The organism is Streptomyces sp. S063 (assembly GCF_002832675.1).
In the GTDB taxonomy this organism is placed as follows: domain Bacteria; phylum Actinomycetota; class Actinomycetes; order Streptomycetales; family Streptomycetaceae; genus Streptomyces; species Streptomyces sindenensis.
The window spans coordinates 3,101,441-3,123,953 of the sequence record NZ_CP021707.1; the positions used below are offsets into that span (position 1 = coordinate 3,101,441).

The following is a 22,513-nucleotide window of genomic DNA, read 5'->3' on the forward strand; positions in this document are numbered from 1 at the left end:
AGGGAGGGCGCTCCCCTCGTATCACGAAAGAGCGTCAGTGCTCTCGCGTCTGCGAAACTGGGGCGTCATAGGGAAAGCTCACACATGCCATGGTGTCAGAGGCACGGACGGTCTTTGCGGACAGGTGTTTCACCGCACGCCCGCGGGGGAGGTCACTGACACGATGATCGGGTTGCGCGGCGGGGGCTGTGTCTCCTAAGAAGTAGTCGGGTGGATGAGATATGCATCGCGGTGGCGGAGTGGGCGAAGGGACCGACGACCTGGGGCCCGAGCCTGCCCGACGAGGGCGGCACCGGCGCAGGGCCGAGCGCGCACAGAGCAGGGGCGCGGAGAGCACGCCGCCCCCCGGGACCAGGAGCGGGGGCGGGATGGGGGTGACGTACAAGTATTTCGGCGCGCCTGACGGCGCCACCGCCGCACGGGTGCCCATCTCGATGCGCCCGGAGGAGCTCGGCGGTGACGAGCTGGGCATGGGCGGCATGTTCACCAAGATCAAGCCGGAGACCGTGGCCGCCATGGTCCTCACCGGCATCCAGGGCATACCCCTGCACAAGGTCCCCCCGCTGGAACTGGTCGTCCTCCACCCCGACTACGCCGTGGTCAAGCTCCCGATGACCGTCGTCGACCCGCTGCGCGGCGTCGGCGAGGAGTCGGTCGGCGCGGCGGCCTTCATCTGGTCCACGGTCCCCGACCGCGGCGGCCCGCGCGACGCGTTCAACGTCTACCAGCTGCTCCACGAGTGGCAGGACTTCTCCCACCGCCTGCACGACGCGGGGCATCAGGCGTACTGCCTGGTCTGGCCCTGACAGCGGCTTCCACGCGGGCAGGCCGCCCCCGCCCATCCGGTCCGTGGCGGCGAACTGCGCCCAAGTAGGCGGTCGCCGTGGCCGACCGTGCGGCCTGCGCCCCGTCGAGCGGTTCGAAGAGGTCGTTCTCGAACAGGTGGGCCAGGTCGGCCATGTGGCCGGTGCCGAGCGGGAAGCTCGCCGGTCGCGGCACGTTCCCGAAGTACGGGACCCGGGCATCGGCGACGTCGCAGGCGTGCACGCGGGGCCGGCCGCGGCCACGTCGAAGCGTTGCGTTCACACAGTCGAACCCGCCCGAACAAGCGCACCCACGCGCACACATCCGGTCACGTTCCAGCCAGACCCTGGGGATGTTTGGCCGACGGCAGGTCTTCAGCCGACCCGCCCGGCACGCCGATGGACAGGACACCAACCATCGAGGAGGTCCGCCGTGGGCGATGTTCTGCTGGCCCTGTCCATCCCCGTCCTGGTCTTCGGCGGCGGCATCTACGCCGCCTGCGACTGCTGGTGGCGCCGCAGGCATCCGGCGCCACCGTCCCCGTACACCCACCGGGCGGCCCGGCTGGCGGAGCAGGAGATGCTGCTGCTGGCCGAGGAGATCGTCGACGACGCGTACGCCACGCTCGGCCCCCTCTACGACGCCCCGGCCGAAGCAAGCCCCACCTCCCCGGGCCCCGGCGGCCCGCCCACCGGGCTCAGCTCCCGCTCGCCCCGCCCGCCCCGCTCCCCCCGGCCGTCCTCCCCGGAGTCCACCCCGGATCGCGCCCCGTCACCGCCAGCAGCCGTTCGAAAGCCGTAGCGCTCTCCGGCACCGGGAACGGCTCGCCGAACATACGCATCTCCCGGGCCTGCGGAGCCATCGCCGCCAGCCCCGGGCCCACCTCGTCCAGCACGCTCCGCTCCGGCACGAAGTCCCCGCCCGTCGCCCGCGCCAGGTCCCAGGCGTGCACGGTCAGATCGCCGAGCACCATGAGCCCCACCGTCCGGGCCGGCAGCCCCATCCGCCCCGTCGTGCCCTCCTCGACGCCCGGCACGCTCCACGCCGCCACCAGCCGGGCCGTCTCGTCGCCGAACCTGCCCCGCCAGTCCCCCGTCACGAACTCCGGCTCCTGGCCGAAATCCACGTCCTCACGGGCCGCGAGCGCCTGGAAGTTCACGACCACCAGAAACAGGTGGTTCAGCAGCGCCCGTACGTCGTACTCGGCGCAGGGCGTGGGGCCGCCCAGTTGCCCGTCGTCGATCCCCCGCACCACGGGCAGGGCCCGGTCCGCGGCCGTCTCCAGCAGTTCACCGATCGTCTGAGTCATGCCCCCACCCTGCGCCGGTCGCCCGGCCCGCGTCTTGAAGAAACACGACAGGGGACACGACCGGCGCGCCGGAGGAGGGCCCGCGGCCTACCATCGGGGCATGACCGCCGGCCCCCGCCGCGACACCCGGGGCATCGTCGACGCCCCGGACCTCTTCGCGCGCGTCCGCTTCCGCCGCCGCGAGCCCGCCGCCGCGCTGCGCCCGTACCTGGAGCACTACTGGCTGATCGACTGGGACCTCGCCGAGCCGTACGCCGCCCACGTCGTCCCGCACCCGTCGGTGAACCTGGTCTGCCAGCGGTACGAGGCCGGGGACAGCCCCCGGGAGCGGTCCGGGTACGCCGAGGTGGCGGGCGTCGACCCCGGGCTCTTCACCCGGAAGCTGGCCGGGCGCGGCCGGGTCTGCGGAGTGCAGTTCCGGCCCGGCGGCTTCGCCCCGTTCGCCCCCGGGCGCCCGGTCTCCGCCTGGACCGGGCAGCGGGCCGACGCCGCCGAGGTGCTGCGGCTGCCGCCACCCGTCGACGCGGTCCTCGGCCCGGACGACGAGGACGCCCGGGTCGCGGCGCTGGACGCCTTCCTGCTGGCGCTGGAGCCGCGCCCCGATCCCCGGGCGGATCTCGCGATGGCCGCCGTCGAGCGGGTCCGTACGGACCGCACGGTCCGCCGGGTGGACGGGCTCGCCCGGGACACCGGACTCTCCGCCCGCTCCCTGCAACGGCTGTTCTCGGCGTACGTCGGCGTCGGCCCCAAGTGGGTCATCCTCCGCTACCGCATCCACGAGGCGCTGGAGGCCGCCGAGTCCGGCCCGGCAGTCGACTGGGCGCGGCTCGCAACGGACCTGGGCTACAGCGACCAGGCCCACCTGGTGCGGGACTTCACCGCGACGGTGGGCGTACCCCCGACGGCGTTCGCACCGCACTGAACCGGCCGGGACGCACCCCCGCGCGCCCCGCCACATACCTGGCAGACCGTCCCGCCCCGGTGGCATCCTGACCGGGTGAACGGACCCGAGATCACCCTCGAAGTAGCCCCCGAGCTGCGGCTCTTCGTCCCGCATGACCGACGCGGCGGGCCCACCCCCCTCGTCACCGACGGCTCCTCGACCCTCGGCCATGTCATCGAGTCCCTCGGCGTCCCGCTCACCGAGGCCGGAACGCTGCTGGTGAACGGCTCCCCGGTGGGCCGCTCGCACGTGCCCGGCCCCGGCGAACACGTCGACGTACGCGCCGTGGAACGCCCCCAGCGGGTCCCCGGCGCACCCCTGCGCTTCCTCCTGGACGTCCATCTCGGCACACTGGCCCGCCGGCTGCGGCTCCTGGGCGTCGACGCCGCGTACGAGAGCGAGGACATCGGCGACCCCGCCCTGGCGGCCCTCTCCGCACGCGAGCGGCGCGTCCTGCTCTCCCGGGACCGCGGGCTGCTGCGCCGCCGCGAGATCTGGGCGGGGGCGTACGTCTACAGCGACCGCCCCAAGGAGCAACTCCGCGACGTGCTCGGCCGCTTCGCTCCGGCCCTGGACCCGTGGTCCCGCTGCACCGCGTGCAACGGAACCCTGGCCGGGGCCGCCAAGGACTCCGTGAGCGGACTGCTGGAGCACGGCACGCAGGAGGCGTACGACGTGTTCGCCCAGTGCACGGAGTGCTCCCGGGTGTACTGGCGGGGCGCCCACCACGGCCACCTGGAGACGATCGTGTCCGAGGCCGTCCGCGAGTTCGGGGGCACACCGGCGTAACGGCGCGCACCAGGCACCACGCACGGGGCGGTCCGCGACGCCTGCCTATCCTTGCCCCGTACCCGATCAGCAGCCGCCCGAGGAGATCCGCCATGGCCGCCACCCCCATCGCCGTCGTCACCGGCGCGAGCAGCGGCATCGGCGCCGCGACCGCCCGTACGCTGGCCGCCGAGGGCTTCCGCGTCGTCCTCACCGCGCGCCGCAAGGACCGCATCGAGGCGCTGGCCGCCGAGCTCACCGATGCCGGTCACCAGGCGACGGCGTACGCGCTGGACGTCACCGACCGGGCGGCGGTCGACGAGTTCGCCACCGCGTTCCGCTCCCTCGCCGTCCTCGTCAACAACGCGGGCGGGGCGCTCGGGGCCGACCCGGTGGCGACCGGCGACCCCGCCGACTGGCGCCAGATGTACGAGACGAACGTGATCGGCACGCTCAACGTCACCCAGGCCCTGCTGCCCGCCCTCACCGCGAGCGGCGACGGCACGATCGTGATCCTCTCGTCGACCGCGGGGCTCTCCACGTACGAGGGCGGCGGCGGCTACGTCGCGGCCAAGCACGGCGAGCACGTCCTGGCCGAGACCCTGCGGCTGGAGATCGTCGGCACCCCCGTCCGCGTCATCGAGGTCGCCCCCGGCATGGTCAGGACCGAGGAGTTCGCCACCACGCGCTTCCGCGGCGACACCGAGAAGGCCGCCAAGGTCTACGCGGGCGTCGACGCCCCGCTGACCGCCGAGGACGTGGCCGACACGATCGGCTGGGCCGTCACCCGCCCCAGCCACGTCAACATCGACCTCCTGGTGGTCCGCCCGCGCGCCCAGGCCTCCAACACGAAGGTGCACCGCACGCTGTGAGCCGGTGAGCAAGGGGCCGGCCCGGGGCCGGTGCTTCTTGATCACTGCGGGCTGCGTGGCCGGGCCGTCGTCTACCTCGGCACCGCCGTGCCACAGGTTCAGGGTCATCACGCGCAGCCCGCTCGCGGCGGCCGGCTTCCCGGCCCTCGCGGACTCACTCCTTCGTCTACCCCTGGACGGACGGGGCGCCGGCTCGCTCGGCGACGAGCACGGGGTGCTCGTGCGGGGTGATCGTGCAGCGTGCTCCCGGAGCCAGGGCGGTCGCCTCCCAGCTGGGCAGGTCGGCCTTGCACGCGACTCCGGAATCGGTGGTGAGGTGCAGCCGGGTGGTGGGCCCGAGGAAGGTCGCCACCCGTACGGTCGCCAAGGTCCCCGCCCCGTCGTCGGCGGCGCCCACAGCCAGCCCCTCGGGGCGCAGCAGGACGTCGACCTCGGCGCCGGCGGCGGGCCGCTCGCCGTGGACGGGCAGCCGCCGCCCGAACAGCTCGACGACCCCGCCGTCCCGGACGGTGCCCGGCAGCCGGTTCATGGTGCCGACGAACTCGGCGACGAACGGCGTGGCCGGGCGGTCGTACAACTCGCCGGGCGCGGCGCACTGTTCGAGCCGCCCGTCCTTCATCACGGCGACGCGGTCCGCCATGGACAGCGCCTCCTCCTGGTCGTGGGTGACGAAGACGGTGGTGATGCCCAGGTCCAGCTGGATGCGGCGGATCTCCTCGCGGAGGCTGAGCCGCACCTTGGCGTCCAGGGCGGACAGCGGCTCGTCCAGGAGCAGCACCCTGGGGCGGATCGCCAGGGCGCGGGCGAGGGCGACACGCTGCTGCTGGCCGCCGGAGAGCTGGTGCGGGTAGTGGCCCTCACGGCCGGGCAGCCCGACCAGATCCAGCAACTCCGCCGCCCGCTCCTTGCGTGTCGCGGCGCCCCGGCCCCGTACCCGCAGGCCGTACGCGATGTTCTCGGCGGCCGTCATGTTCGGGAACAGGCTGTACGACTGGAACACCATGCCGATGTCCCGGCGGTTGGCCGGGACGGAGGTGACGTCCTCGCCGCCCATCAGCAGCTCGCCGCCGTCGGGGGTCTCGAAGCCCGCGACGATGCGCAGCGCGGTGGTCTTCCCGCAGCCGGACGGGCCGAGCAGGGCGACCATCTCGCCCGCGGCGATGTCCAGGTCGAGCCCGTCGAGCGCGACCGTGGAGCCGAACTTCCGGCGCAGTTGCTTGAGGTGCACGGGGACGGTCATGACACGGTCTTCTTTCGGTTCTCGCGGACGGAGCCCGGGTGCGTACGACGGCGGCTGCGGCCACCGGCCAGGGTGGTGAGCAGGAGCAGCAGCCCCCAGGTGATCAGCAGGCTGAGCATCGCGGCCGCCACCGAGAGCTGTGCCTCGGAGTCCTTGATCTCCACCATCCAGACGGAGAACGGGCGGTAGGAGAGCACGGAGGCGACGGTGTACTCGCCGAGCACCATGGCCAGGCTGAGGACCGCGCCGCCCACCACGGCGGTCCGCAGGTTCGGCACGATCACCTGCCACAGGGTCTGGAGCCGGGAGGCACCGAGCGAGCGGGCGGCCTCGACGAGCGTGCGCAGATCGACGGCGCGCAGCCCGGCGTCCAGCGAGCGGTACAGGAACGGCAGGGACATGACCGTGTAGACGAGGACGAGGACCAGCGGGAAATTCTCGTCCCGCAGCATCTGGAAGGTCATGTAGAGGGGCGTGTCGGCCAGGTCCTGTTCCCAGGACAGCACCGTGGTCACCCCCGCGACCAGCGCGATCGGCGGGACGACCAGCGGCATCATGCACAGGATCTCGACGGTCCGGCGCAGCCCGGGCAGATAGAGCGCGACCGCGACCAGGGTCGGCACCATCAGCAGCAGCCCGCAGACGATGGTGGCCAGGCCGAGACGCACCGAGAGCATCAGGCTGGTGGTCAGCCCCTCGGTGCCGAGCCCCTGGGTGTACGCGTCGAAGCTGATGCCCTCGACCTCGTTGACGCTGAACCAGATCGAGGCGCCGATGGGGACCAGGAAATACAGCGCGGCGAGCGGCAGGACGACGGCCCGCGAGGTCAACTTCATCCGAGCCATCGGGCACTCCTGCGCTGCAACGGTATCTGTACGGCCATCACGAGCAGCGCGATCACGACCATGTTGAGGCTCATGGCAAGGGCCAGGTTCTCCTGCCCCACCAGGACGTTGCCGTTGAGCGCGTTGGCGATCTGGATGGTGATCAGCGGCTGCGAGGAGCCGACCATCACGGCGGCGGTGGCGTGCGAGGCGAACGCCGTACCGAACATCAGCACCGCGCCGCCGAGCAGCGACGGCGTCAGCACCGGAACCCCGACGTGGCGCCAGTACTGCCCCCGGGTCGCCCCGCAGGACGCGGCGGCCTCCTGCCACTGGGAGCGCAGCCCGTCGAGCGCGGGCAGCACGGTCACCACCATCAGCGGGACCATGAAGTAGAGGTAGGCCAGCACCAGACCGGTGAAGCTGTAGAGGCTGAAGCCGGTCCGGTCGAGGTGGAGGAGCTGGGTGACGGTGCCGGTCGTACCGAGCGTCGCGATGAACGCGAAGGCGAGCGGCGCACCGGAGAAGTTGGCGAGCACCCCGCTCGCCGAGACGACGATCCCGCGCAGAGCCGGGCGCGGCGATGTGACGACGGCCTGGGCGATCAGCGTGCCGATCACGGTCGCCAGCAGAGCGGTCACGACCGAGAGTTCGACGCTCCCGGTCAGCCCGGTGGCGTACGCCCCGGACAGCGAACCGCTGACGTTCTCCGTGGAGAAGCGGCTCGCACCGCTCTCCGGGTCCAGGACGGTGAACGCCCCGTACACCATGGTCCCCGCGGGCAGCCCGAAGCACACCGCGAGAAACGCGAAGAACGGGACGACGACGGGCCACCGGTGCCGCCGAGCCCCACGGCGGCGGGGGGCGCCATCGCCCCCGGCGGCGGCCGGGGCGGGCGGCGCGGGGGCGGCCGCGCCCGCCACGGGCACGGAGCCCGTGACGGGGGCGGGAAGTGCGGTCTGGTCGGGCATGGTCAGCTGACCGCCTTGCCCCAGCCCTGGACGACGGTCTCCTTGGCCTTCGCCTCCTGCTCCACGGTCGGCTCCTGGGGAGTGCCGTGGACCTCGGGGATCCGGGCGACGGCGGCCTTGTCGGCGCTGCCGTCCTTCTTCATCGCCTCCAGGAGCGCCGGACGGGAGAAGCCCTTGAGCCAGATGTTCTGGCCCTCGGGGCTGTAGACGAACTCCAGCCACAGCCGGGCGGCCGCCGGGTGCGGGGCGTACTTGTTGACGCCCTGGTTGTAGTAGCGCGAGTACAGGCCGTCGGCGGGCACCGCGACCTGCCAGTCGACGCCCTTCGGCTCAAGCTTCTGGCCGTACCCCAGGTTGAGGTAGTCCCAGTCGATCGAGATCGGCGTCTCGCCCTGCTGGATGGTGGCCAGCGTGGACTTCGCGGGAACGAAGTTGCCCTTCTTCCTCAGCTCCTGGAAGAAGTCGAGCCCCGGCTGCGCGTCGTCGAGGGAACCGCCGTTGGCGAGCGACGCCGCGATCACCGCGGCCAGCGCCGAACTGGACTCGGTCGGGTCGCCGTTGAGCGCGACCTTGTTCCGGTACTCGGGCTTGAGCAGGTCCTTGAACGTCTCCGGGCAGTTCTTCACGGCCTTGGCGTCGCAGCCGATGGATATGTAGCCGCCGTAGTTGTTCATGAAGGAGGCGTCCGGCTGCTTCTGCGCGTCCGGGATGTCGCCCCAGCCCTTGACCTTGTACGGCGCGAGCAGGCCCTGCTTCTTGGCCTCCTGCATGTACGAGGTGCCCAGGTCCAGCGCGTCCACGGCCCGCTCCTGGCCCTTGCGCTTGGCCGCCGCGTTCAGCGCGCCCTGGCTGCTGCCGCCCGGGTCCTCGTTGTTGACCTCGATGGCGTACTTCTTCTCGAACGCCGCGATCATCTCGCCGTAGTTGGCCCAGTCCGGCGCGAGGGCGTAGACGTTGAGCTTGCCCTCCTTCTCCGCCGCCGCGACGAGCTTCTCCATACCGCCGAGGTCCGCCGCCGACTCCGCCTCCGCCGCCTTGCTGTCCCGCCCGCCGGCGTTGTCGGGGGCGGAGCCACAACCGGTGGCCACCAGGGCGGTGAGGCCGACGAGGGCCGCGGCGGTCAGGACGCGGCGGGGATGGTGTGCCTTCACGATGCGTACTCCTGGGTCTGCGGCGAGCCACCTGTATGGACAAGCCGTCGTCAGTAAGCGAGCTGAAGCTAGCAGCAGGATGACCGGCAGGTAAAGGCTTCGGAAGGGAAAAAGCGCAGGTCAGAAGCGTTATCAAGACGTAGGTTTACGTTCCTCGAAACTGGTAAGACGCAGGGTTCGCACTTCGGCGGGAGACGCCGATTGCGCGCAGCTCCAAGGATGCGGAACACCTCGCACGGATGACATGATCACCCCTGGCCATCCACCCCCCGCGCCGCCCCGAGGCCCCATGACGCCCCCTAGGAGAGACGTGACCCGACGGCACCAGCAGATCGCCGAGGAGCTGCGCCTCGCCATCGCCGACGGCACCTACCCCGTGGGCTCCGAGCTGCCGTCCGAGTCCGAACTCGCCCTGGCCCACGGCGTTTCGCGGGGCACCCTCCGGCAGGCCTTCGGCACGCTCCAGTCGGAGGGCCTGATCGGCTCCCGGCAGGGCGCCCGCCGCACGGTCCTGTCCACCACCCCCAGCCAGAGCTTCGCCGAACTGCGCAGCTTCGCCCAGTGGGCCAGGGCGGGCGGGCGCACCCCCGGCGGCCTGGTCCTCGGCTCCCGCCACGCGAAGGCCACCGAGACGGAGGCCGCCCAGCTCCACCTCACCCCCGGCGACGCGGTCCTGCACGTCCTGCGGATCCGCACCCTGGACGGCGAACCGGCGCTCCTGGAACGCACGGTGTACGCCGGGTGGGTCGCGGCAGCCGTCGAACGCCTCCCGGACGACTGCGAGTCGGTCACCCAGAGCCTGTACGACGAGGCGGGCGTGGTCATGAGCCACGGCGAACACCACCTGGACGCGGTCGCCGCGGGCACCACGGACGCCCGGGAGCTGGCCGTACGACGCGGCGCACCGCTGCTGCGGGTACGCCGCACCACGACCACCCCGGACGGCCGCCCGGTGGAGACGTCGGACGACCGCTACAAGCCGGAGTCGGTGGTGTTCACCGTACGCAACTCGGTCCAGGCGAACCCGCTGGTACGCACGGCACCGGACTGAGGCCCGGGCCCGCCGCGGCAGCCGACGCGGCTTCCCGCCCCCGGGCCCGCCGCACGCGCCTTCCCTCCCCCCGACTCCCGACCCCAGGAACAGCGAGCCCAGCCATGCCCCCGATCCCCCAGCACGCCCAGCTCCCCCCGCTCCCCGCCCGGCGGCCCTGCTCTGCGACATGGACGGCACCCTCGTCGACACCGAGCACGCCTGGCTGGACACCGTCGCCGGCTTCCTGCGGACGCAGGGCTCCCCGGCCGACGCGGGCACCCTCGCCCCGTTCGCGGGCGCCGCACTGGCCGACGCGGCCGGCCTCCTCGTACGCGACGGCCTCACCACGCTGTCCCCCGCACAGGCGGCGGCCCGGCTGGACCGGGAGTTCACGGCACGGGTGGCGGCGGGGGTGGCCGTCCAGCCGGGCGCCCTCCGGCTCCTGGACCGGGCACGGGCCCTGGGCGTACCGACGGCCCTGGTGACCGCGTCCGAGCGGCACGTGGCCGACCTGGTGCTGGACACCCTGGGCCGGCACCGCTTCGACACGTCGGTTGCCTCGGGCGAGACGGCACGCGGGAAGCCGCACCCCGACCCGTACCTGGCCGCGGCGGCCGCCCTCGGTGTGGCAGCACCCGACTGTCTGGCCGTCGAGGACACCCCCACCGGAGCGGCCGCCGCCCTGGCCGCCGGGTGCCGCCTGCTCGCGGTCCCGTCGGTACCGGGCATCGAACCGGGTCCGCGCACGGTCCTGGTGACCTCGCTGACGGAGGCGGACCTGGCGGACGCGGCGTGCTGAGCCGCGCGCCGTGCGGGTGGCCGTGCTAGTAAGAAGGGCGGCCCCGACCGGCGGGCCCCGAGGTGGAGGAGGGCGCACGCGATGAAGCTGGTGGTGCAGGAGTTCCTGACGCTCGACGGCGTCTCGCAGGGCCCGGGGGCGCCGGACGAGGACACCAGCGACGGGTTCACCCGGGGCGGCTGGTTCGTGCCGCACCTGGACGAGGCGTTCGAGGCCCTGGCCGCCGAGTGGCTGGCCGAGGCGGACGCGTTCCTCTTCGGCCGCCGCACCTACGAGAACTTCGCCCGGGACTGGCCGCGGATGACCGGCCACCCCTTCGCGGGCATCCTGAACGGCCTGCCGAAGTACGTGGCCTCGAACACCCTGACCGAGGCCGGGGCCACGTGGAACCCGACGACGATCCTGTCCGGTGACGTCGCGGCCCAGGTGGCCGACCTGAAACGGCAACCGGGCCGGGACCTCCAGATCCACGGCAGCGCCCGCCTGGCCCAGTCCCTCCTGGCCGCGGGCCTGGTCGACGAACTACGCCTCGCCATCGCTCCGGTGGTGGTGGGCGAGGGCCGCCGCCTGTTCCCGCCCGGCACCACCCCGACGGGCCTGCGCCTCACCGGACAGCGGACGACCCCGGCGGGCCTCTCCGTCCACATCTTCACGGTGACGGGGACGCCGGACTACGCGACGTACGGGGGCGGGGAGTAGGCGGATCTCCCCAGGGGGGATCCGCCTCGAACCGGAAAGGCCTCAGCCCTTGATGCAGATGACCTGCTTGAGCTTCGCGACGACCTCGACCAGGTCCCGCTGCTGCTCCATGACCTGGTCGATCGGCTTGTACGCGGCCGGGATCTCGTCCAGGACACCGGAGTCCTTACGGCACTCCACGCCGCGCGTCTGCTCCTCCAGGTCGCGCACCGTGAACCGGCGCTTGGCCGCGTTCCGGCTCATCCGGCGGCCGGCGCCGTGCGAAGCCGAGTTGAACGCCTTCTCGTTGCCGAGGCCCTTCACGATGTACGAGCTGGTCCCCATCGAACCGGGGATGATCCCGTACTCCCCGGAACCGGCGCGGATCGCTCCCTTACGGGTGACGAGCAGGTCGGCCCCCTCGTACCGCTCCTCCGCCACGTAGTTGTGGTGGCAGGAGATCTCCTGGTCGAAGACCGGCTTCGCCTTCTTGAACTCCCTGCGGACCACATCCTTGAAGAGCGCCATCATGATCGCGCGGTTGTACTTGGCGTACTCCTGCGCCCAGTAGAGGTCGTTCCGGTAGTCGGCCATCTGCGGGGTGTCCGAGACGAAGACCGCCAGATCCCGGTCGACGAGGCCCTGGTTGTGCGGAAGTTTCTGCGCGATGCCGATGTGGTGCTCGGCGAGCTCCTTGCCGATGTTGCGGGAGCCCGAGTGCAGCATCAGCCACACCGCACCATCACTGTCGAGGCAGAACTCGATCATGTGGTTGCCCGAGCCGAGCGTCCCCATCTGCTTCGTGGCACGTTCCTGACGGAACTTGACCGCGTCCGCGATCCCCCCGAACCGCCCCCAGAAGTCGTCCCAGCCCGCCGTCGGGAACCCGTGCAGCCTCCCCGGGTCCACCGCGTCGTCGTGCATCCCCCGGCCGACCGGGATCGCCTGCTCGATCTTGGAGCGCAGCCGTGACAGGTCGCCGGGGAGATCGTTCGCGGTGAGGGACGTCCTGACGGCGGACATCCCGCAGCCGATGTCCACCCCGACCGCCGCCGGGCACACCGCGCCCTGCATCGCGATCACCGATCCGACCGTCGCCCCCTTGCCGAAGTGGACGTCCGGCATGACGGCCAGGCCCTTGATCCACGGCAGCGTCGACACATTGCGCAGCTGCTGCATCGCCACGTCCTCGACCGACGCGGGGTCCGTCCACATCCGGATGGGAACCTTCGCCCCTGGTACCTCTACGTACGACATAACTCCTCGATTCCCCCGAAAAGACTGAAAGCGCAAAACCGGTGCCAAGGTCGGCAAACCCGTCGGCCGACCGGCAATCACAGCAGCGCGTGCGATACACATTGTGTCCATCGGCCGCCTTCGAGCGGCAACTCGTTTTCCGTACCGAAGGGAGCCTGGGACGGTGCGACACATGGCGTACGTACCCGGCGTCGCGCTTCTCGCAGCGCTCGTCGTCGGCTGCAGCGCCGGCGCCGACAGCAACGCGAACGGCGCCGACAGCAAGGCGGGCAGCCCGACGGTCACCCCCGCGCCCCCCGGCAAGTACCTCACCCTGCCCGCCCCCTGCCGGGCCGTGCCGCGCTCCACGCTGAAGGACCTGCTCCCCGGCGCCGCGGAACTGCCCGGGGACCAGCAGGACAAGGTGTTCCGGGGCTCCGCGGCCGTCACGTACGACACGGACCGCAAGGTCGGCTGCAGCTGGAAGGCCGACGGGCCGAACGCCACGCGGAGCCTGTCCATCGACTTCGAGCGCGTCGTCTCCTACGACCCCGCCGTCAGCGACGACGACCGCGCCGACACCGTGTACGCGAAGAAGGAGAAGGCCGCCGGCCTGTCCTCGGCGACCCCCGGGCCGCCCGACGAGAAGGGCGAGGCGGGCGAGAAGAGCGGGACGGCGAAGGATCCGGCCGACGGCGACGCCGACGCCACGGATTCCGCCGGCCCCTCGCCCTCCGGAAGCAGCGGCGAAAGCACCGGCGGGGCCCCCGGAAGCGGCAGCCCGGAGGAAGCCCTCCCCTCCCGCATCCTCGACAACCTCGGAGATGCCGCATTCCTGAAGGATCTGCCCAAAAAGGCGGGTTCCACCGCACAGCACCACACGGTGAGCGTGGTGTTCCGCACATCGAACGTGGTCGTGACCGTCCGGTACGCCGAGCAGCCGGCCCTCGTCACCCAGGTGCCCGACGGCAAGGAACTCCAGGAGAAGGCCCAGGCACTGGCCCGGAAGCTGGCCGAGACGCTCAGCGAATAGACCCCCTCCGAGGAGCCCCCACCGGCCGGATCTCCGGTCTCCGGGGGCTCTCGGCGGCGGCACGGCACATCGGCCGCCCGTCGTACGGTGGCTGTCCGGAAGACGTACCGACCCGCTACCGAGCCCGCCCGTACACCGCACGAACCGAGACCTCCAGCACCGAGGGCTCCCCTCCGTGCCATCCGAGTGAAGGAACCATGCACCGATCTGCCCCGCGCCTGTCCCGCATCCTCGCCTGCGCCGCCGTCCCGGTGATGCTCGTAGCCGTCGGCTGCTCGTCGGACTCCGGCTCCGACGGCAAGAAGAGCGCGGGCTCCTCGTCGTCCGGCACGGCCGGCCCCAAGCCCTCGGAGCCCACCGTCGAGCCGGCGAAGTTCACCGATCTGCCCGACCCGTGCGCCTCGATCGGGAAGAAGACGATCGAGGACCTGGTGCCCGACGCCAAGAAGAAGGGCGGCACGGCGGGCGGGTCCACCGACCTGTCGGTCCGCAGCAGCTGCTCCTGGAACGGCCTGGACGACCAGGGCGTCAAGGGCTCGCAGTACCGCTGGATGGACGTCGGCTTCACCCGGTTCGACTCGGACCAGTCGCTGGGCAGCGGTGCCAAGCGCGCCACCGCGGACTACACGAAGCAGGTCACCAAGGCGAAGGAGTCCGAGGGCGCCGAGAAGGTCGCCACGGAGCCCGCGGCCGGCATCGGCGACGAGGCGACCCTGGTGACGTACGGCCTCAGCAAGACGGACGAGGACTTCGTGTACGCCACCGTCGTGGCGCGTACGGGCAACGTCGTCGTCACCCTGACGTACAACGGCGCGGGCTACGCCGGAGCGAAGACCCCGTCCTCCGGGGACATCGTCAAGGGCGCGCAGAAGGCGGTGAAGGAAGCGGTCGCCGCGGTCGAGAAGACCGCCGCCGGCTCCGAGGACGCCTCCTCGGCCGGCGGCGACGCGAAGGGCGACGCGACAGACGGCTCCGAGGACACGAAGAAGGACCGGGCCGACGCGAAGGGTGACGCCGGGAGCGAGGACAGCCCCAAGTCCAAGGCCAAGTCGTGACCTGACAGCCCCGCGGATCGCCAATCCACAGGTCCAGCACGTGCGTTGGAAAGCCCGGCCCTCCTCGGAGGCCGGGCTTTCCCCCTCCCCGCGCAACGAAACTCGTACACATGTGCCAGGCTGTGCCATCGCTGGACGTGGGTCGTCCGGTTGAACACCGAAGCCGGGCACGGAAGTCGGTTCGAGTACGAGGTCGGGGAGGGGATCGCTGGTGGCCGCGATGCAGCTGACACGCACGCACCGCATACTCATCGGGGTCGTCGTCGCGGGTGCGGTGGTCATCGCCGCGATCGGGTTCGCGGGTTCCTACGCCGCCGTGCGCGAGCTCGCGGAGGAGAAGGGCTTCGGTTCGTTCTCCCTGGTCTTCCCGATCGGCATCGACGCGGGCATCTGCGTCCTGCTCGCCCTGGACCTCCTGCTGACCTGGATGCGGATCCCGTTCCCGATGCTCCGCCAGACGGCGTGGCTGCTGACCGCGGCGACGATCGCGTTCAACGGCGCCGCCTCCTGGCCCGATCCGCTGGGCACCGCGATGCACGCGGTGATCCCGGTGCTGTTCGTCGTCTCCGTCGAGGCAGCCCGGCACGCGGTGGGCCGGATCGCGGACATCACGGCCGACAAACACATGGAGGGTGTCCGCCTCACCCGCTGGCTGCTCTCGCCGATCCCCACGTTCAAGCTGTGGCGGCGGATGAAGCTGTGGGAGCTGCGCAGTTACGAGCAGGTCATCAAGCTCGAACAGGACCGGCTGATCTACCAGGCCCGCCTCCAGGCCCGCTTCGGCCGCAACTGGCGGCGCAAGGCCCCGATCGAGTCGATGATGCCGCTGCGCCTGGCGAAGTACGGGGTTCCGCTCGCCGAGACCGCCCCGGCCGGCCTGGCCGCCGCCGGCATCGAGCCGGTTCTGCTGCCGCCGGTGCCCGTCGTGGCCGACCGCCCGAAGGCCGAGCTGAGCCCCGCCGGGCCGGACGGGGCCGCCGAGCCGGTTCACGCCGAGCTGCCCCACGGACCGCGGCCCAGCACCGAGCACGGGCAGCAGGACGGCCAGGAGCACGGGCAGCACGACCAGGGCCGGCACGACCAGGGCCGGCACCCGGAGCACGCCCAGCCCCACCCTCAGCCCCAGCAACACCCCCACCCTCAGCCCCAGCCCCAGCCCCAGCCCCAGCAACAAGAGCCCCACCCCGCCTCGCTCCAGAAGCAGGACCCGCCCGTCCCGCCCACCCACGACAGCCCCTGGTTCGCCGCCCAGAAGCTGCCGGACAACGGCCACGAGAGCACGTACGACCCGCAGTACGTCGAGGGCCCGGAGCCGGGCCCGGTCCAGATCCCCGCGGGCCCCGGCCGCACCCGGCCGCTCGGTGACGTCGGCACGATCGGCGCGGTCCCGCACCCCCGCCAGGAGGAGCAGGCCCCCGAGCCGCCCGAGGTCCCCGACCCCGAGGAGGCCCCGCAGGTGGAGCAGTGGCCCATGGAGGACACCGACTTCGCCCGTGAGGCGTACGAGGTGTTCAGCGAGTACACGGACGCGCAGGGGCAGTTCCCGTCCGTGGAGGTCCTGGACATCCACCTCGCCGACACGCGCAACGTCCGCCACCCGCGCTCGACGGAGCTGCTCCAGCAGCTGATGCCGCAGTTCAGGGACGCCTACGCGCAGCGGCCGACCGCCGAGCAGCCCGCCTGAGGCACCGGCGTACGACAGACGGCGGAGGGCCGCCGCCCGGGGAATACCCCCGGGCGGCGGCCCTCCGCCGTTGTCGGGTGTTACGCGCCCAGCAGCCCGCGCACCCGGTCCGCCCCCACCGCGAGGAGCAGCGTGGGCAGGCGCGGGCCCGTGTCGCGGCTGACGAGGAGGCGGTAGAGCAGCGCGAAGAAGGACCGCTGCGCGGCCTTCAGCTCGGGCGTCGGCTTGGCGTCCGGCTCCAGGCCCGCCAGCACCTTCGGCACGCCGTAGACGAGCGTGGTGAGCCCGTCCAGCGACCAGTGCGTGTCCAGACCCTCCAGGAGGAGGCGCAGCGACTCGCGGCCCTGGTCGTCGAGCGAGCCCAGCAGCTCCTTGTCGGGCTCGTCCCGGACGATGGTGCGGGCCTCGGCCGGGACCTGGGTGGTGATCCAGTTCTCGGCCCGGTCGAGGCGCGGGCGCGCCTCGTCCAGGGAGGTCAGCGGGTTCTCGGGGTCCAGCTCGCTGAGGATGCGCAGCGTCTGGTCCTCGGCGCCGGCGGTGATGTCGGCGACCGAGGCGAGCGTCCGGTACGGCAGGGGGCGCGGGGTGCTCGGAAGCTCCCCGGCGGCCGTGCGGACGGCCCGGGAGTACGCGGCGGCGTCGGCGGGCAGCACCGTGCCGTCGGCGACCTTGCGGCCCAGCGAGTCCCACTCGTCGTACAGCCGCTGGATCTCCTGGTCGAAGGCGATCTTGAACGACTGGTTGGGCTTGCGGCGGGCGTACAGCCAGCGCAGCAGCGGCGCTTCCATGATCTTCAGCGCGTCGGCCGGGGTGGGCACCCCGCCCTTGCTGCTGGACATCTTGGCCATGCCGGAGATGCCGACGAAGGCGTACATCGGCCCGATGGGCTGGACGCCGTCGAAGACCTCGCGGACGATCTGGCCGCCGACGACGAAGGAGGAGCCGGGCGAGGAGTGGTCGACGCCGCTGGGCTCGAAGATCACGCCCTCGTAGGCCCAGCGCATCGGCCAGTCGACCTTCCAGACCAGCTTGCCGCGGTTGAACTCGCCCAGCCGGACCGTTTCGGCGAAGCCGCACGCCGAGCAGGTGTAGTTCAGCTCGGTGGTGTCGTCGTCGTAGGAGGTGACGACGGTGAGGTCCTTCTCGCAGTTGCCGCAGTAGGGCTTGTACGGGAAGTAGCCGGCGCTGTTGCCGCTGCCGTCGTCCTCGTCGGCGGCGCCGGAGCCCTCGGCGGCCTCCAGCTCGGCCTCGTCGACCTTCTTCTGCTGCTGCGGCTTCTTGCCGCCCTTGCCCTGCGCCGCCGCCGGGTCCTTCTTGGTGCGGTAGCGGTCGAGGACGGCGTCGATGTCGGCGCGGTGCTTCATCGCGTGCAGGATCTGCTCGCGATAGGTCCCGGAGGTGTACTGCTCCGTCTGGCTGATCCCGTCGTACTCGACGCCCAGCTCGTCCAGGGCCGCCGTCATGGCGGCCTTGAAGTGCTCGGCCCAGTTCGCGTACGCCGATCCGGCCGGGGCGGGCACCGAGGTCAGCGGCTTGCCGATGTGCTCGGCCCAGGACGCGTCGACGCCCGGGACGCCGCCCGGGACCTTGCGGTAGCGGTCGTAGTCGTCCCAGGAGATCAGGTGGCGCACGGTGTACCCGCGGCGGCGGATCTCGTCGGCGACCAGGTGCGGGGTCATGACCTCGCGGAGGTTGCCGAGGTGGATCGGGCCCGACGGGGACAGACCGGAGGCGACGACGACCGGTTTGCCAGGCGCACGACGCTCCGATTCGGCGATGACATCGTCCGCGAAGCGGGAGACCCAGTCGGTCTCGGTGCTGGTCTGACTCTCGGCCACGGTCGGCACGTCCTTCTCTCGTCTGTCGATTCCCGATGGGGTACGGACCATTCTCCCAGCTACCCCCCGCAGCGCGAAAACGGCTTTACACCCCGTGGGATACTGGACCGATCCCTCGTACCCCTACGGAAACGGCAGCCAGACCATGGCCTCGGTCCCTTCCCTCGCTTCCACGCTCCAGCAGCAGCTGGCGGACGCCCTGACGGCAGCGCTGCCGGATGCCGGCACCGCGGACCCGCTGCTGCGCCGAAGCGACCGGGCCGACTTCCAGGCCAACGGCATCCTGGCGCTCGCCAAGAAGCTCAAGGGCAACCCCCGGGAGCTGGCCGGCCAGGTCACCGCCGCCCTCCCGGCGGGTGAGCTGATCAAGGACATCGAGGTCTCCGGCCCCGGCTTCCTCAACATCACGCTCGCGGACCGGGCCATCGTCGAGACGCTGGCCGCCCGGGCGGCGGACGGCGAGGGCCGGCTCGGCGTGCCGCTGAGGCCGGAGGCGGGGAAGACCGTCGTCGACTACGCCCAGCCCAACGTGGCCAAGGAGATGCACGTCGGCCATCTGCGGTCGGCGGTCATCGGCGACGCGATGGTCAACATCCTGGAGTTCACCGGCGAGGACGTCGTCCGGCGGCACCACATCGGCGACTGGGGCACCCAGTTCGGCATGCTCATCCAGTATCTGATCGAGCACCCGGGCGCCCTGAAGCACGAGGGCGGCGCCACGGACGGCGAGGCGGCCATGTCGACGCTGAACCGCGTCTACAAGGCGTCCCGGGCGCTGTTCGACTCGGACGAGGAGTTCAAGGCCCGGTCTCGGGACCGGGTGGTGGCCCTCCAGGCCGGTGACCCGGAGACGCTGGAGCTGTGGCAGGGCTTCGTCGACGAGTCGAAGATCTACTTCCACTCGGTCTTCGACAAGCTCGACATGGAGGTCCGTGACCCCGACATCGTCGGTGAGTCCGGCTACAACGACATGCTGGAGGAGACCTGCCGGATCCTGGAGGAGACGGGTGTCGCCGTCCGCTCCGAGGGTGCGCTGTGCGTGTTCTTCGACGATGTGAAGGGCCCGGACGGCAATAAGGTCCCGCTGATCGTGAAGAAGACGAACGGCGGCTACGGCTACGCGGCCACCGACCTCTCCGCGATCCGCAACCGGGTCCAGGACCTCAAGGCCGACACCCTGGTGTACGTGGTGGACGCCCGGCAGTCGCTGCACTTCAAGATGGTCTTCGAGACGGCCCGCCGGGCGGGCTGGCTGAACGAGGACGTCAAGGCCGTGCAGCTGGCGTTCGGCACGGTCCTCGGCAAGGACGGCAAGCCGTTCAAGACCCGTGAGGGCGAGACGGTGCGGCTGGAGGACCTCCTCGACGAGGCGGTCTCGCGGGCCACGGCGGTCGTCCGGGAGAAGGCCGAGAAGGTGGGCCTGTCCGAGGACGAGATCGTCGAGAACGGCCGGTACGTCGGCGTCGGCGCCGTGAAGTACGCGGACCTGTCGACCTCCGCCGTGCGGGACTACAAGTTCGACCTGGACCAGATGGTGTCGCTGAACGGCGACACGTCGGTGTACCTCCAGTACGCCTACGCGCGGATCCAGTCGATCCTGCGCAAGGCCGGGGACGCGGTCCCGGCCGCCCACCCGGAGCTGGAGCTGGCCCCGGCGGAGCGGGCGCTCGGTCTGCATCTGGACCAGTTCGGCGAGGTGCTGGCCGAGGTGGCGGCGGGTTACGAGCCGCACAAGCTGGCCGCGTATCTGTACCAGCTGGCGTCGCACCTGACCACGTTCTACGACCAGTGCCAGGTGCTCAGCGCGGACAACGCCCCGGAGGTCGTCGAGAACCGGCTCTTCCTGGTGGACCTCACCGCCCGGACCCTGCACCGGGGGATGGCGCTGCTGGGCATCCGGACGCCCGAGCGCCTCTGACCGCGTCCGCCGCGCAGGCACGTACGTCGGCCCCGGCACCTGTTCCGCAGGTGCCGGGGCCGATCGCGTACGGGAAGGCCTCAGGGTGCGGTGAGTTCCACGACGACGTCGTAGACCGCCGGGTTCGGGGTGACCGGCTGTTTCGTCTCCTCGCGCGCGGCCCGGGTCCGGGAGGCGAAGTCGGGGTCGGCGGTCGCCGCCTCCCACGCCGCCTGGCTCTCCCAGTGGGAGACGTTGACGAGCTGGAAGCGGGAGTCCGAGGAACGGGCCCGGTGCATCCGGGAGTCGATGAAGCCGGGCTTGTCCCGCATGAGGCGGGCCCGCTGGGCCCACTTCTCGACGAACGCGTCGAGTTCGTCGGCGGCTATCTCGAAGACGTTGATGAAGGTGACGGACGAGTCGGTGGGGTCGGCGGTGTCAGTGGTGTCGGCGGTCACGCCGTTCTCCGTGGTCACGCCGTTCTGCGTGGTTAAGCCGTTCTGCGTGGTCATACGGCAACCCTAGGGTGCTGCCGACCGGCTACTGGGGACGGCCCAGCGCCCACCCCGACACATCGGAGAGCCGCCCGCGCCACAGGGTCAGGGAGACGGGGGTCCGGGACCCGGTGACGAGGGTGACGTCGCGCAGATGGATCCAGCGAGGCAGCCGGGCCGCCCCGGCACCGTCCTCCTCCTCCGCGCGCAGCTCCCGGACGCCCTGGTCGACGGTCTCGGGGAACTCGGCGAGCAGGTCTGCCCCCTCGCCTTCCACCTGACGCAGGCTTCTGGCCCAATCGGCCTTCCATTGCTCGTGCCCGATGACGTCTCCGTGCAGGATGCCACCGGGGTGCGTGAGAGTGAGGGGCAGGCTGGAGCGGGGGTCCTCGTCGAGGAGCTGGATGAGCAACTGGAGCTGGAGGTCGGGCAGGGGTTCGGTGATCACCGCGGCGGACGGTGCGGACGAGGTCTCGGCGGTGGCGCTCATGGGCCCTTCCCCTCACATGTCGGGCGGCGGTCGTCCTCCCCCGTCTGCCCGCCGAACGCGCGGCCACGCCTCGGCAGGCCCGGGGCCTCAGCGGATCAGAGGAAGCGGCGGATCGGTAGGACGGCCGCTTCCCGGGCCCGCTGGAGGAGATCGCGGCGCTTCCACCGGCCGTGCTCGATCAGCACGCTCTTCGCCCGGTCCTCCTCGAAGTGGCCGTCGAGGGTGGCGGTGAAGTCCCGGTCGAGGACGGCGAGCATGACTTCCTCGTCGTGGTCGAGGGAGCGCCGGTTGAAGTTGGTGGAGCCGATGAGCGAGGCGACCCGGTCGACGGTGAGCGTCTTGGTGTGCAGCATCGTCGGCTGGTACTGGTGGATCTTCACTCCGCAGGCGGTGAGGTCCTCGTAGAAGCGCTGCCCGGCGAGCTGGCAGACCCGCTTGTCGGTGTGCGGCCCCGGCAGCAGGATCTCGACCTCGACGCCACGCCGGGCGGCGTCGCAGAGGAGCCCCGTGAAGTAGGCGTCGGGGGCGAAGTAGGCGGTGGTGAGACGGATGCGCTCCTCGGCGGACTCCAGGACGACCCGGATCAGGGTCTGCATGTCCTGCCAGCCGAAGGAGGCGGAGCCGCGCACCACCTGGACGACGGCGTCCCCGTGGTGCTCCTCGTCGATGAAGCGGTCACGCTCGTCGAACAGCTCCGCGTGGCACTCGGCCCAGTTCTGCGCGAACGCGGCGGCCAGGCCGTCGACGGCGGGCCCGGTGACCTGGACGTGGGTGTCGCGCCACTCGTGCTCGTTGCGGGCGTCGCCGCACCATTCCTCCGCTATCCCGACGCCGCCGGTGAAGGCGGTTCGCTCATCGACGACGAGGACCTTCCGGTGGCAGCGGTGGTTCTGCTTGAGCGGGGAGAGGTGGAGGGGCTTGCGGAACCAGGTGACGGTGACCCCGGCGGCGTCCATCAGGTCCAGCTGGTCCTGCTCGATGAGCCGCGACCCGAACCCGTCGAGCATGAGGCGCACCCGGACCCCGGCGCGGGCGCGGTCGGCCAGCGCCTCGGCGAACCGGAGAGCGATGTCACCCCGCCAGTAGACGAAGGTCATCAGGTCGACGGTGTGCTCCGCCTCCTCGATGGCCTTCAGCATGGCTCCGAAGATCGCGTCGCCGTTGCGGAGCGGGACGAGGGCGTTTCCCTCGGTGGCGGCGATGCCGATCAACCGCTCCAGTCTGCGTCTGAGCCGCAGGGACCGCTCCTCGCAGGTGCGATCGTCCAGAGCAGGTAGTTCGCCTGAGGCAGGTCGGTCGTCCGGGGCAGGTCGGTCGGTGGATTCGGCAGCAGTGGCGGACATGGATCACCTGTGGGCGCGGGGCGGGGCGGCCGGCACCGTCGTCGTGCGGCG

22 protein-coding genes are annotated in these 22,513 nt (G+C 71.6%); 12 read left to right on the forward strand and 10 right to left on the reverse strand.

Annotated features, from left to right (window positions below):
- Window positions 1-221 precede the first annotated feature (221 nt).
- Together CCZ36_RS14030 and CCZ36_RS14035 are read left to right on the forward strand one after the other, a co-directional pair.
- Window positions 222-806, forward strand: coding sequence for a hypothetical protein (locus CCZ36_RS14030; RefSeq protein ID WP_073780093.1), 585 nt, complete (start codon window positions 222-224; stop codon window positions 804-806).
- 430 nt (window positions 807-1,236) lie between these two features.
- On the forward strand, window positions 1,237-1,605 hold the full coding sequence (locus CCZ36_RS14035) for a hypothetical protein (protein ID WP_128817778.1): 369 nt from the start codon (window positions 1,237-1,239) through the stop codon (window positions 1,603-1,605).
- Here CCZ36_RS14035 and CCZ36_RS14040 read toward each other — a convergent pair.
- On the reverse strand, window positions 1,502-2,113 hold the full coding sequence (locus tag CCZ36_RS14040; protein WP_069737065.1) for a TIGR03086 family metal-binding protein: 612 nt from the start codon (window positions 2,111-2,113) through the stop codon (window positions 1,502-1,504). The two genes, CCZ36_RS14035 and CCZ36_RS14040, sit on opposite strands and share 104 nt — an antisense overlap.
- 100 nt (window positions 2,114-2,213) lie before the next feature.
- On the opposite strand from CCZ36_RS14040, the gene CCZ36_RS14045 reads away from it, so the two are divergent.
- The 3 genes from CCZ36_RS14045 (at window position 2,214) to CCZ36_RS14055 (ending at window position 4,696) form a co-directional block, all read left to right on the forward strand.
- A complete protein-coding gene (locus tag CCZ36_RS14045; RefSeq protein WP_128817779.1) occupies window positions 2,214-3,035 on the forward strand; it encodes an AraC family transcriptional regulator in 822 nt (273 codons plus the stop codon).
- Window positions 3,036-3,110: 75 nt separating this feature from the next.
- Window positions 3,111-3,845, forward strand: a complete 735-nt coding sequence (locus tag CCZ36_RS14050) for a Mut7-C RNAse domain-containing protein (RefSeq protein WP_128817780.1) — start codon at window positions 3,111-3,113, stop codon at window positions 3,843-3,845.
- 92 nt (window positions 3,846-3,937) lie between these two features.
- Window positions 3,938-4,696, forward strand: a complete 759-nt coding sequence (locus CCZ36_RS14055; RefSeq protein WP_069737062.1) for an SDR family NAD(P)-dependent oxidoreductase — start codon at window positions 3,938-3,940, stop codon at window positions 4,694-4,696.
- Window positions 4,697-4,862: 166 nt separating this feature from the next.
- Here CCZ36_RS14055 and CCZ36_RS14065 read toward each other — a convergent pair whose 3' ends face one another.
- Genes CCZ36_RS14065 through CCZ36_RS14080 form a run of 4 tightly spaced genes read right to left on the reverse strand, consistent with a single transcriptional unit; the run spans window position 4,863 to window position 8,882 of the window.
- A complete protein-coding gene (locus CCZ36_RS14065) occupies window positions 4,863-5,936 on the reverse strand; it encodes an ABC transporter ATP-binding protein (RefSeq protein WP_069737061.1) in 1,074 nt (357 codons plus the stop codon).
- A complete protein-coding gene (locus CCZ36_RS14070) occupies window positions 5,933-6,781 on the reverse strand; it encodes an ABC transporter permease (RefSeq protein ID WP_069737060.1) in 849 nt (282 codons plus the stop codon). The genes CCZ36_RS14065 and CCZ36_RS14070 overlap by 4 nt, the downstream gene beginning before the upstream one ends.
- The gene (locus tag CCZ36_RS14075; RefSeq protein ID WP_107403593.1) at window positions 6,769-7,731 is read right to left on the reverse strand and encodes an ABC transporter permease; all 963 of its coding nucleotides are present in this window, start codon (window positions 7,729-7,731) and stop codon (window positions 6,769-6,771) included. Before CCZ36_RS14075 ends, CCZ36_RS14070 begins: the two co-directional genes overlap by 13 nt.
- 2 nt (window positions 7,732-7,733) lie before the next feature.
- Window positions 7,734-8,882, reverse strand: a complete 1,149-nt coding sequence (locus CCZ36_RS14080; protein ID WP_069737059.1) for an extracellular solute-binding protein — start codon at window positions 8,880-8,882, stop codon at window positions 7,734-7,736.
- Between the two features lie 310 nt (window positions 8,883-9,192).
- Between CCZ36_RS14080 and CCZ36_RS14085 the strand changes: the two genes are divergently transcribed.
- The 3 genes from CCZ36_RS14085 to CCZ36_RS14095 all read left to right on the forward strand — a co-directional run bounded on the left by CCZ36_RS14085 (window position 9,193) and on the right by CCZ36_RS14095 (window position 11,413).
- Window positions 9,193-9,933: a GntR family transcriptional regulator gene (locus tag CCZ36_RS14085; RefSeq protein WP_069737058.1), complete on the forward strand. Its 741-nt coding sequence runs from the start codon at window positions 9,193-9,195 to the stop codon at window positions 9,931-9,933.
- A gap of 169 nt (window positions 9,934-10,102) precedes the next feature.
- Window positions 10,103-10,714 carry an HAD family hydrolase gene (locus CCZ36_RS14090; protein ID WP_128817781.1) on the forward strand — a complete coding sequence of 204 codons (612 nt, stop codon included), beginning with the start codon at window positions 10,103-10,105 and terminating at the stop codon, window positions 10,712-10,714.
- 81 nt (window positions 10,715-10,795) lie between these two features.
- The gene (locus CCZ36_RS14095) at window positions 10,796-11,413 is read left to right on the forward strand and encodes a dihydrofolate reductase family protein (protein ID WP_128817782.1); all 618 of its coding nucleotides are present in this window, start codon (window positions 10,796-10,798) and stop codon (window positions 11,411-11,413) included.
- Window positions 11,414-11,455: 42 nt separating this feature from the next.
- On the opposite strand, the gene CCZ36_RS14100 is transcribed toward CCZ36_RS14095, so the two are convergent.
- Window positions 11,456-12,649, reverse strand: a complete 1,194-nt coding sequence (locus CCZ36_RS14100; RefSeq protein ID WP_069742084.1) for an RtcB family protein — start codon at window positions 12,647-12,649, stop codon at window positions 11,456-11,458.
- Between the two features lie 172 nt (window positions 12,650-12,821).
- Between CCZ36_RS14100 and CCZ36_RS14105 the strand changes: the two genes are divergently transcribed.
- The 3 genes from CCZ36_RS14105 (at window position 12,822) to CCZ36_RS14115 (ending at window position 16,400) form a co-directional block, all read left to right on the forward strand.
- On the forward strand, window positions 12,822-13,661 hold the full coding sequence (locus tag CCZ36_RS14105; protein WP_128817783.1) for a DUF3558 domain-containing protein: 840 nt from the start codon (window positions 12,822-12,824) through the stop codon (window positions 13,659-13,661).
- A gap of 197 nt (window positions 13,662-13,858) precedes the next feature.
- A complete protein-coding gene (locus CCZ36_RS14110; protein ID WP_128817784.1) occupies window positions 13,859-14,716 on the forward strand; it encodes a DUF3558 domain-containing protein in 858 nt (285 codons plus the stop codon).
- 211 nt (window positions 14,717-14,927) lie between these two features.
- Window positions 14,928-16,400 (forward strand): DUF2637 domain-containing protein, encoded by a 1,473-nt coding sequence (locus CCZ36_RS14115; protein WP_128817785.1) that lies wholly within the window; start codon window positions 14,928-14,930, stop codon window positions 16,398-16,400.
- 80 nt (window positions 16,401-16,480) lie between these two features.
- On the opposite strand, the gene lysS is transcribed toward CCZ36_RS14115, so the two are convergent.
- On the reverse strand, window positions 16,481-18,247 hold the full coding sequence (lysS, locus tag CCZ36_RS14120) for a lysine--tRNA ligase (RefSeq protein ID WP_128817786.1): 1,767 nt from the start codon (window positions 18,245-18,247) through the stop codon (window positions 16,481-16,483).
- 136 nt (window positions 18,248-18,383) lie between these two features.
- On the opposite strand from lysS, the gene argS reads away from it, so the two are divergent.
- Window positions 18,384-20,156, forward strand: coding sequence for an arginine--tRNA ligase (argS, locus tag CCZ36_RS14125; protein WP_069737051.1), 1,773 nt, complete (start codon window positions 18,384-18,386; stop codon window positions 20,154-20,156).
- A gap of 80 nt (window positions 20,157-20,236) precedes the next feature.
- Here argS and CCZ36_RS14130 read toward each other — a convergent pair whose 3' ends face one another.
- The 3 genes from CCZ36_RS14130 to CCZ36_RS14140 all read right to left on the reverse strand — a co-directional run bounded on the left by CCZ36_RS14130 (window position 20,237) and on the right by CCZ36_RS14140 (window position 22,462).
- The gene (locus CCZ36_RS14130) at window positions 20,237-20,611 is read right to left on the reverse strand and encodes an antibiotic biosynthesis monooxygenase family protein (RefSeq protein ID WP_443069842.1); all 375 of its coding nucleotides are present in this window, start codon (window positions 20,609-20,611) and stop codon (window positions 20,237-20,239) included.
- 64 nt (window positions 20,612-20,675) lie between these two features.
- On the reverse strand, window positions 20,676-21,119 hold the full coding sequence (locus CCZ36_RS14135; RefSeq protein WP_069737050.1) for a hypothetical protein: 444 nt from the start codon (window positions 21,117-21,119) through the stop codon (window positions 20,676-20,678).
- Between the two features lie 95 nt (window positions 21,120-21,214).
- A complete protein-coding gene (locus tag CCZ36_RS14140) occupies window positions 21,215-22,462 on the reverse strand; it encodes a phospholipase D-like domain-containing protein (RefSeq protein WP_079149537.1) in 1,248 nt (415 codons plus the stop codon).
- Between the last annotated feature and the right edge of the window lie 51 nt (window positions 22,463-22,513).

Bases quoted from the DNA above. Each gene is read 5' to 3' on its own strand.
- CCZ36_RS14100 (WP_069742084.1), bottom strand. From the start codon at position 12,649: ATGTCGTACGTAGAGGTACCAGGGGCGAAGGTTCCCATCCGGATGTGG.
- CCZ36_RS14140 (WP_079149537.1), bottom strand. From the start codon at position 22,462: ATGTCCGCCACTGCTGCCGAATCCACCGACCGACCTGCCCCGGACGAC.
- CCZ36_RS14090 (WP_128817781.1), top strand. From the start codon at position 10,103: ATGGACGGCACCCTCGTCGACACCGAGCACGCCTGGCTGGACACCGTC.
- CCZ36_RS14030 (WP_073780093.1), top strand. From the start codon at position 222: ATGCATCGCGGTGGCGGAGTGGGCGAAGGGACCGACGACCTGGGGCCC.
- CCZ36_RS14135 (WP_069737050.1), bottom strand. From the start codon at position 21,119: ATGAGCGCCACCGCCGAGACCTCGTCCGCACCGTCCGCCGCGGTGATC.
- CCZ36_RS14095 (WP_128817782.1), top strand. From the start codon at position 10,796: ATGAAGCTGGTGGTGCAGGAGTTCCTGACGCTCGACGGCGTCTCGCAG.
- CCZ36_RS14040 (WP_069737065.1), bottom strand. From the start codon at position 2,113: ATGACTCAGACGATCGGTGAACTGCTGGAGACGGCCGCGGACCGGGCC.
- argS (WP_069737051.1), top strand. From the start codon at position 18,384: ATGGCCTCGGTCCCTTCCCTCGCTTCCACGCTCCAGCAGCAGCTGGCG.
- CCZ36_RS14045 (WP_128817779.1), top strand. From the start codon at position 2,214: ATGACCGCCGGCCCCCGCCGCGACACCCGGGGCATCGTCGACGCCCCG.
- CCZ36_RS14105 (WP_128817783.1), top strand. From the start codon at position 12,822: ATGGCGTACGTACCCGGCGTCGCGCTTCTCGCAGCGCTCGTCGTCGGC.
- CCZ36_RS14075 (WP_107403593.1), bottom strand. From the start codon at position 7,731: ATGCCCGACCAGACCGCACTTCCCGCCCCCGTCACGGGCTCCGTGCCC.
- CCZ36_RS14110 (WP_128817784.1), top strand. From the start codon at position 13,859: ATGCACCGATCTGCCCCGCGCCTGTCCCGCATCCTCGCCTGCGCCGCC.
- CCZ36_RS14065 (WP_069737061.1), bottom strand. From the start codon at position 5,936: ATGACCGTCCCCGTGCACCTCAAGCAACTGCGCCGGAAGTTCGGCTCC.
- CCZ36_RS14070 (WP_069737060.1), bottom strand. From the start codon at position 6,781: ATGGCTCGGATGAAGTTGACCTCGCGGGCCGTCGTCCTGCCGCTCGCC.
- CCZ36_RS14055 (WP_069737062.1), top strand. From the start codon at position 3,938: ATGGCCGCCACCCCCATCGCCGTCGTCACCGGCGCGAGCAGCGGCATC.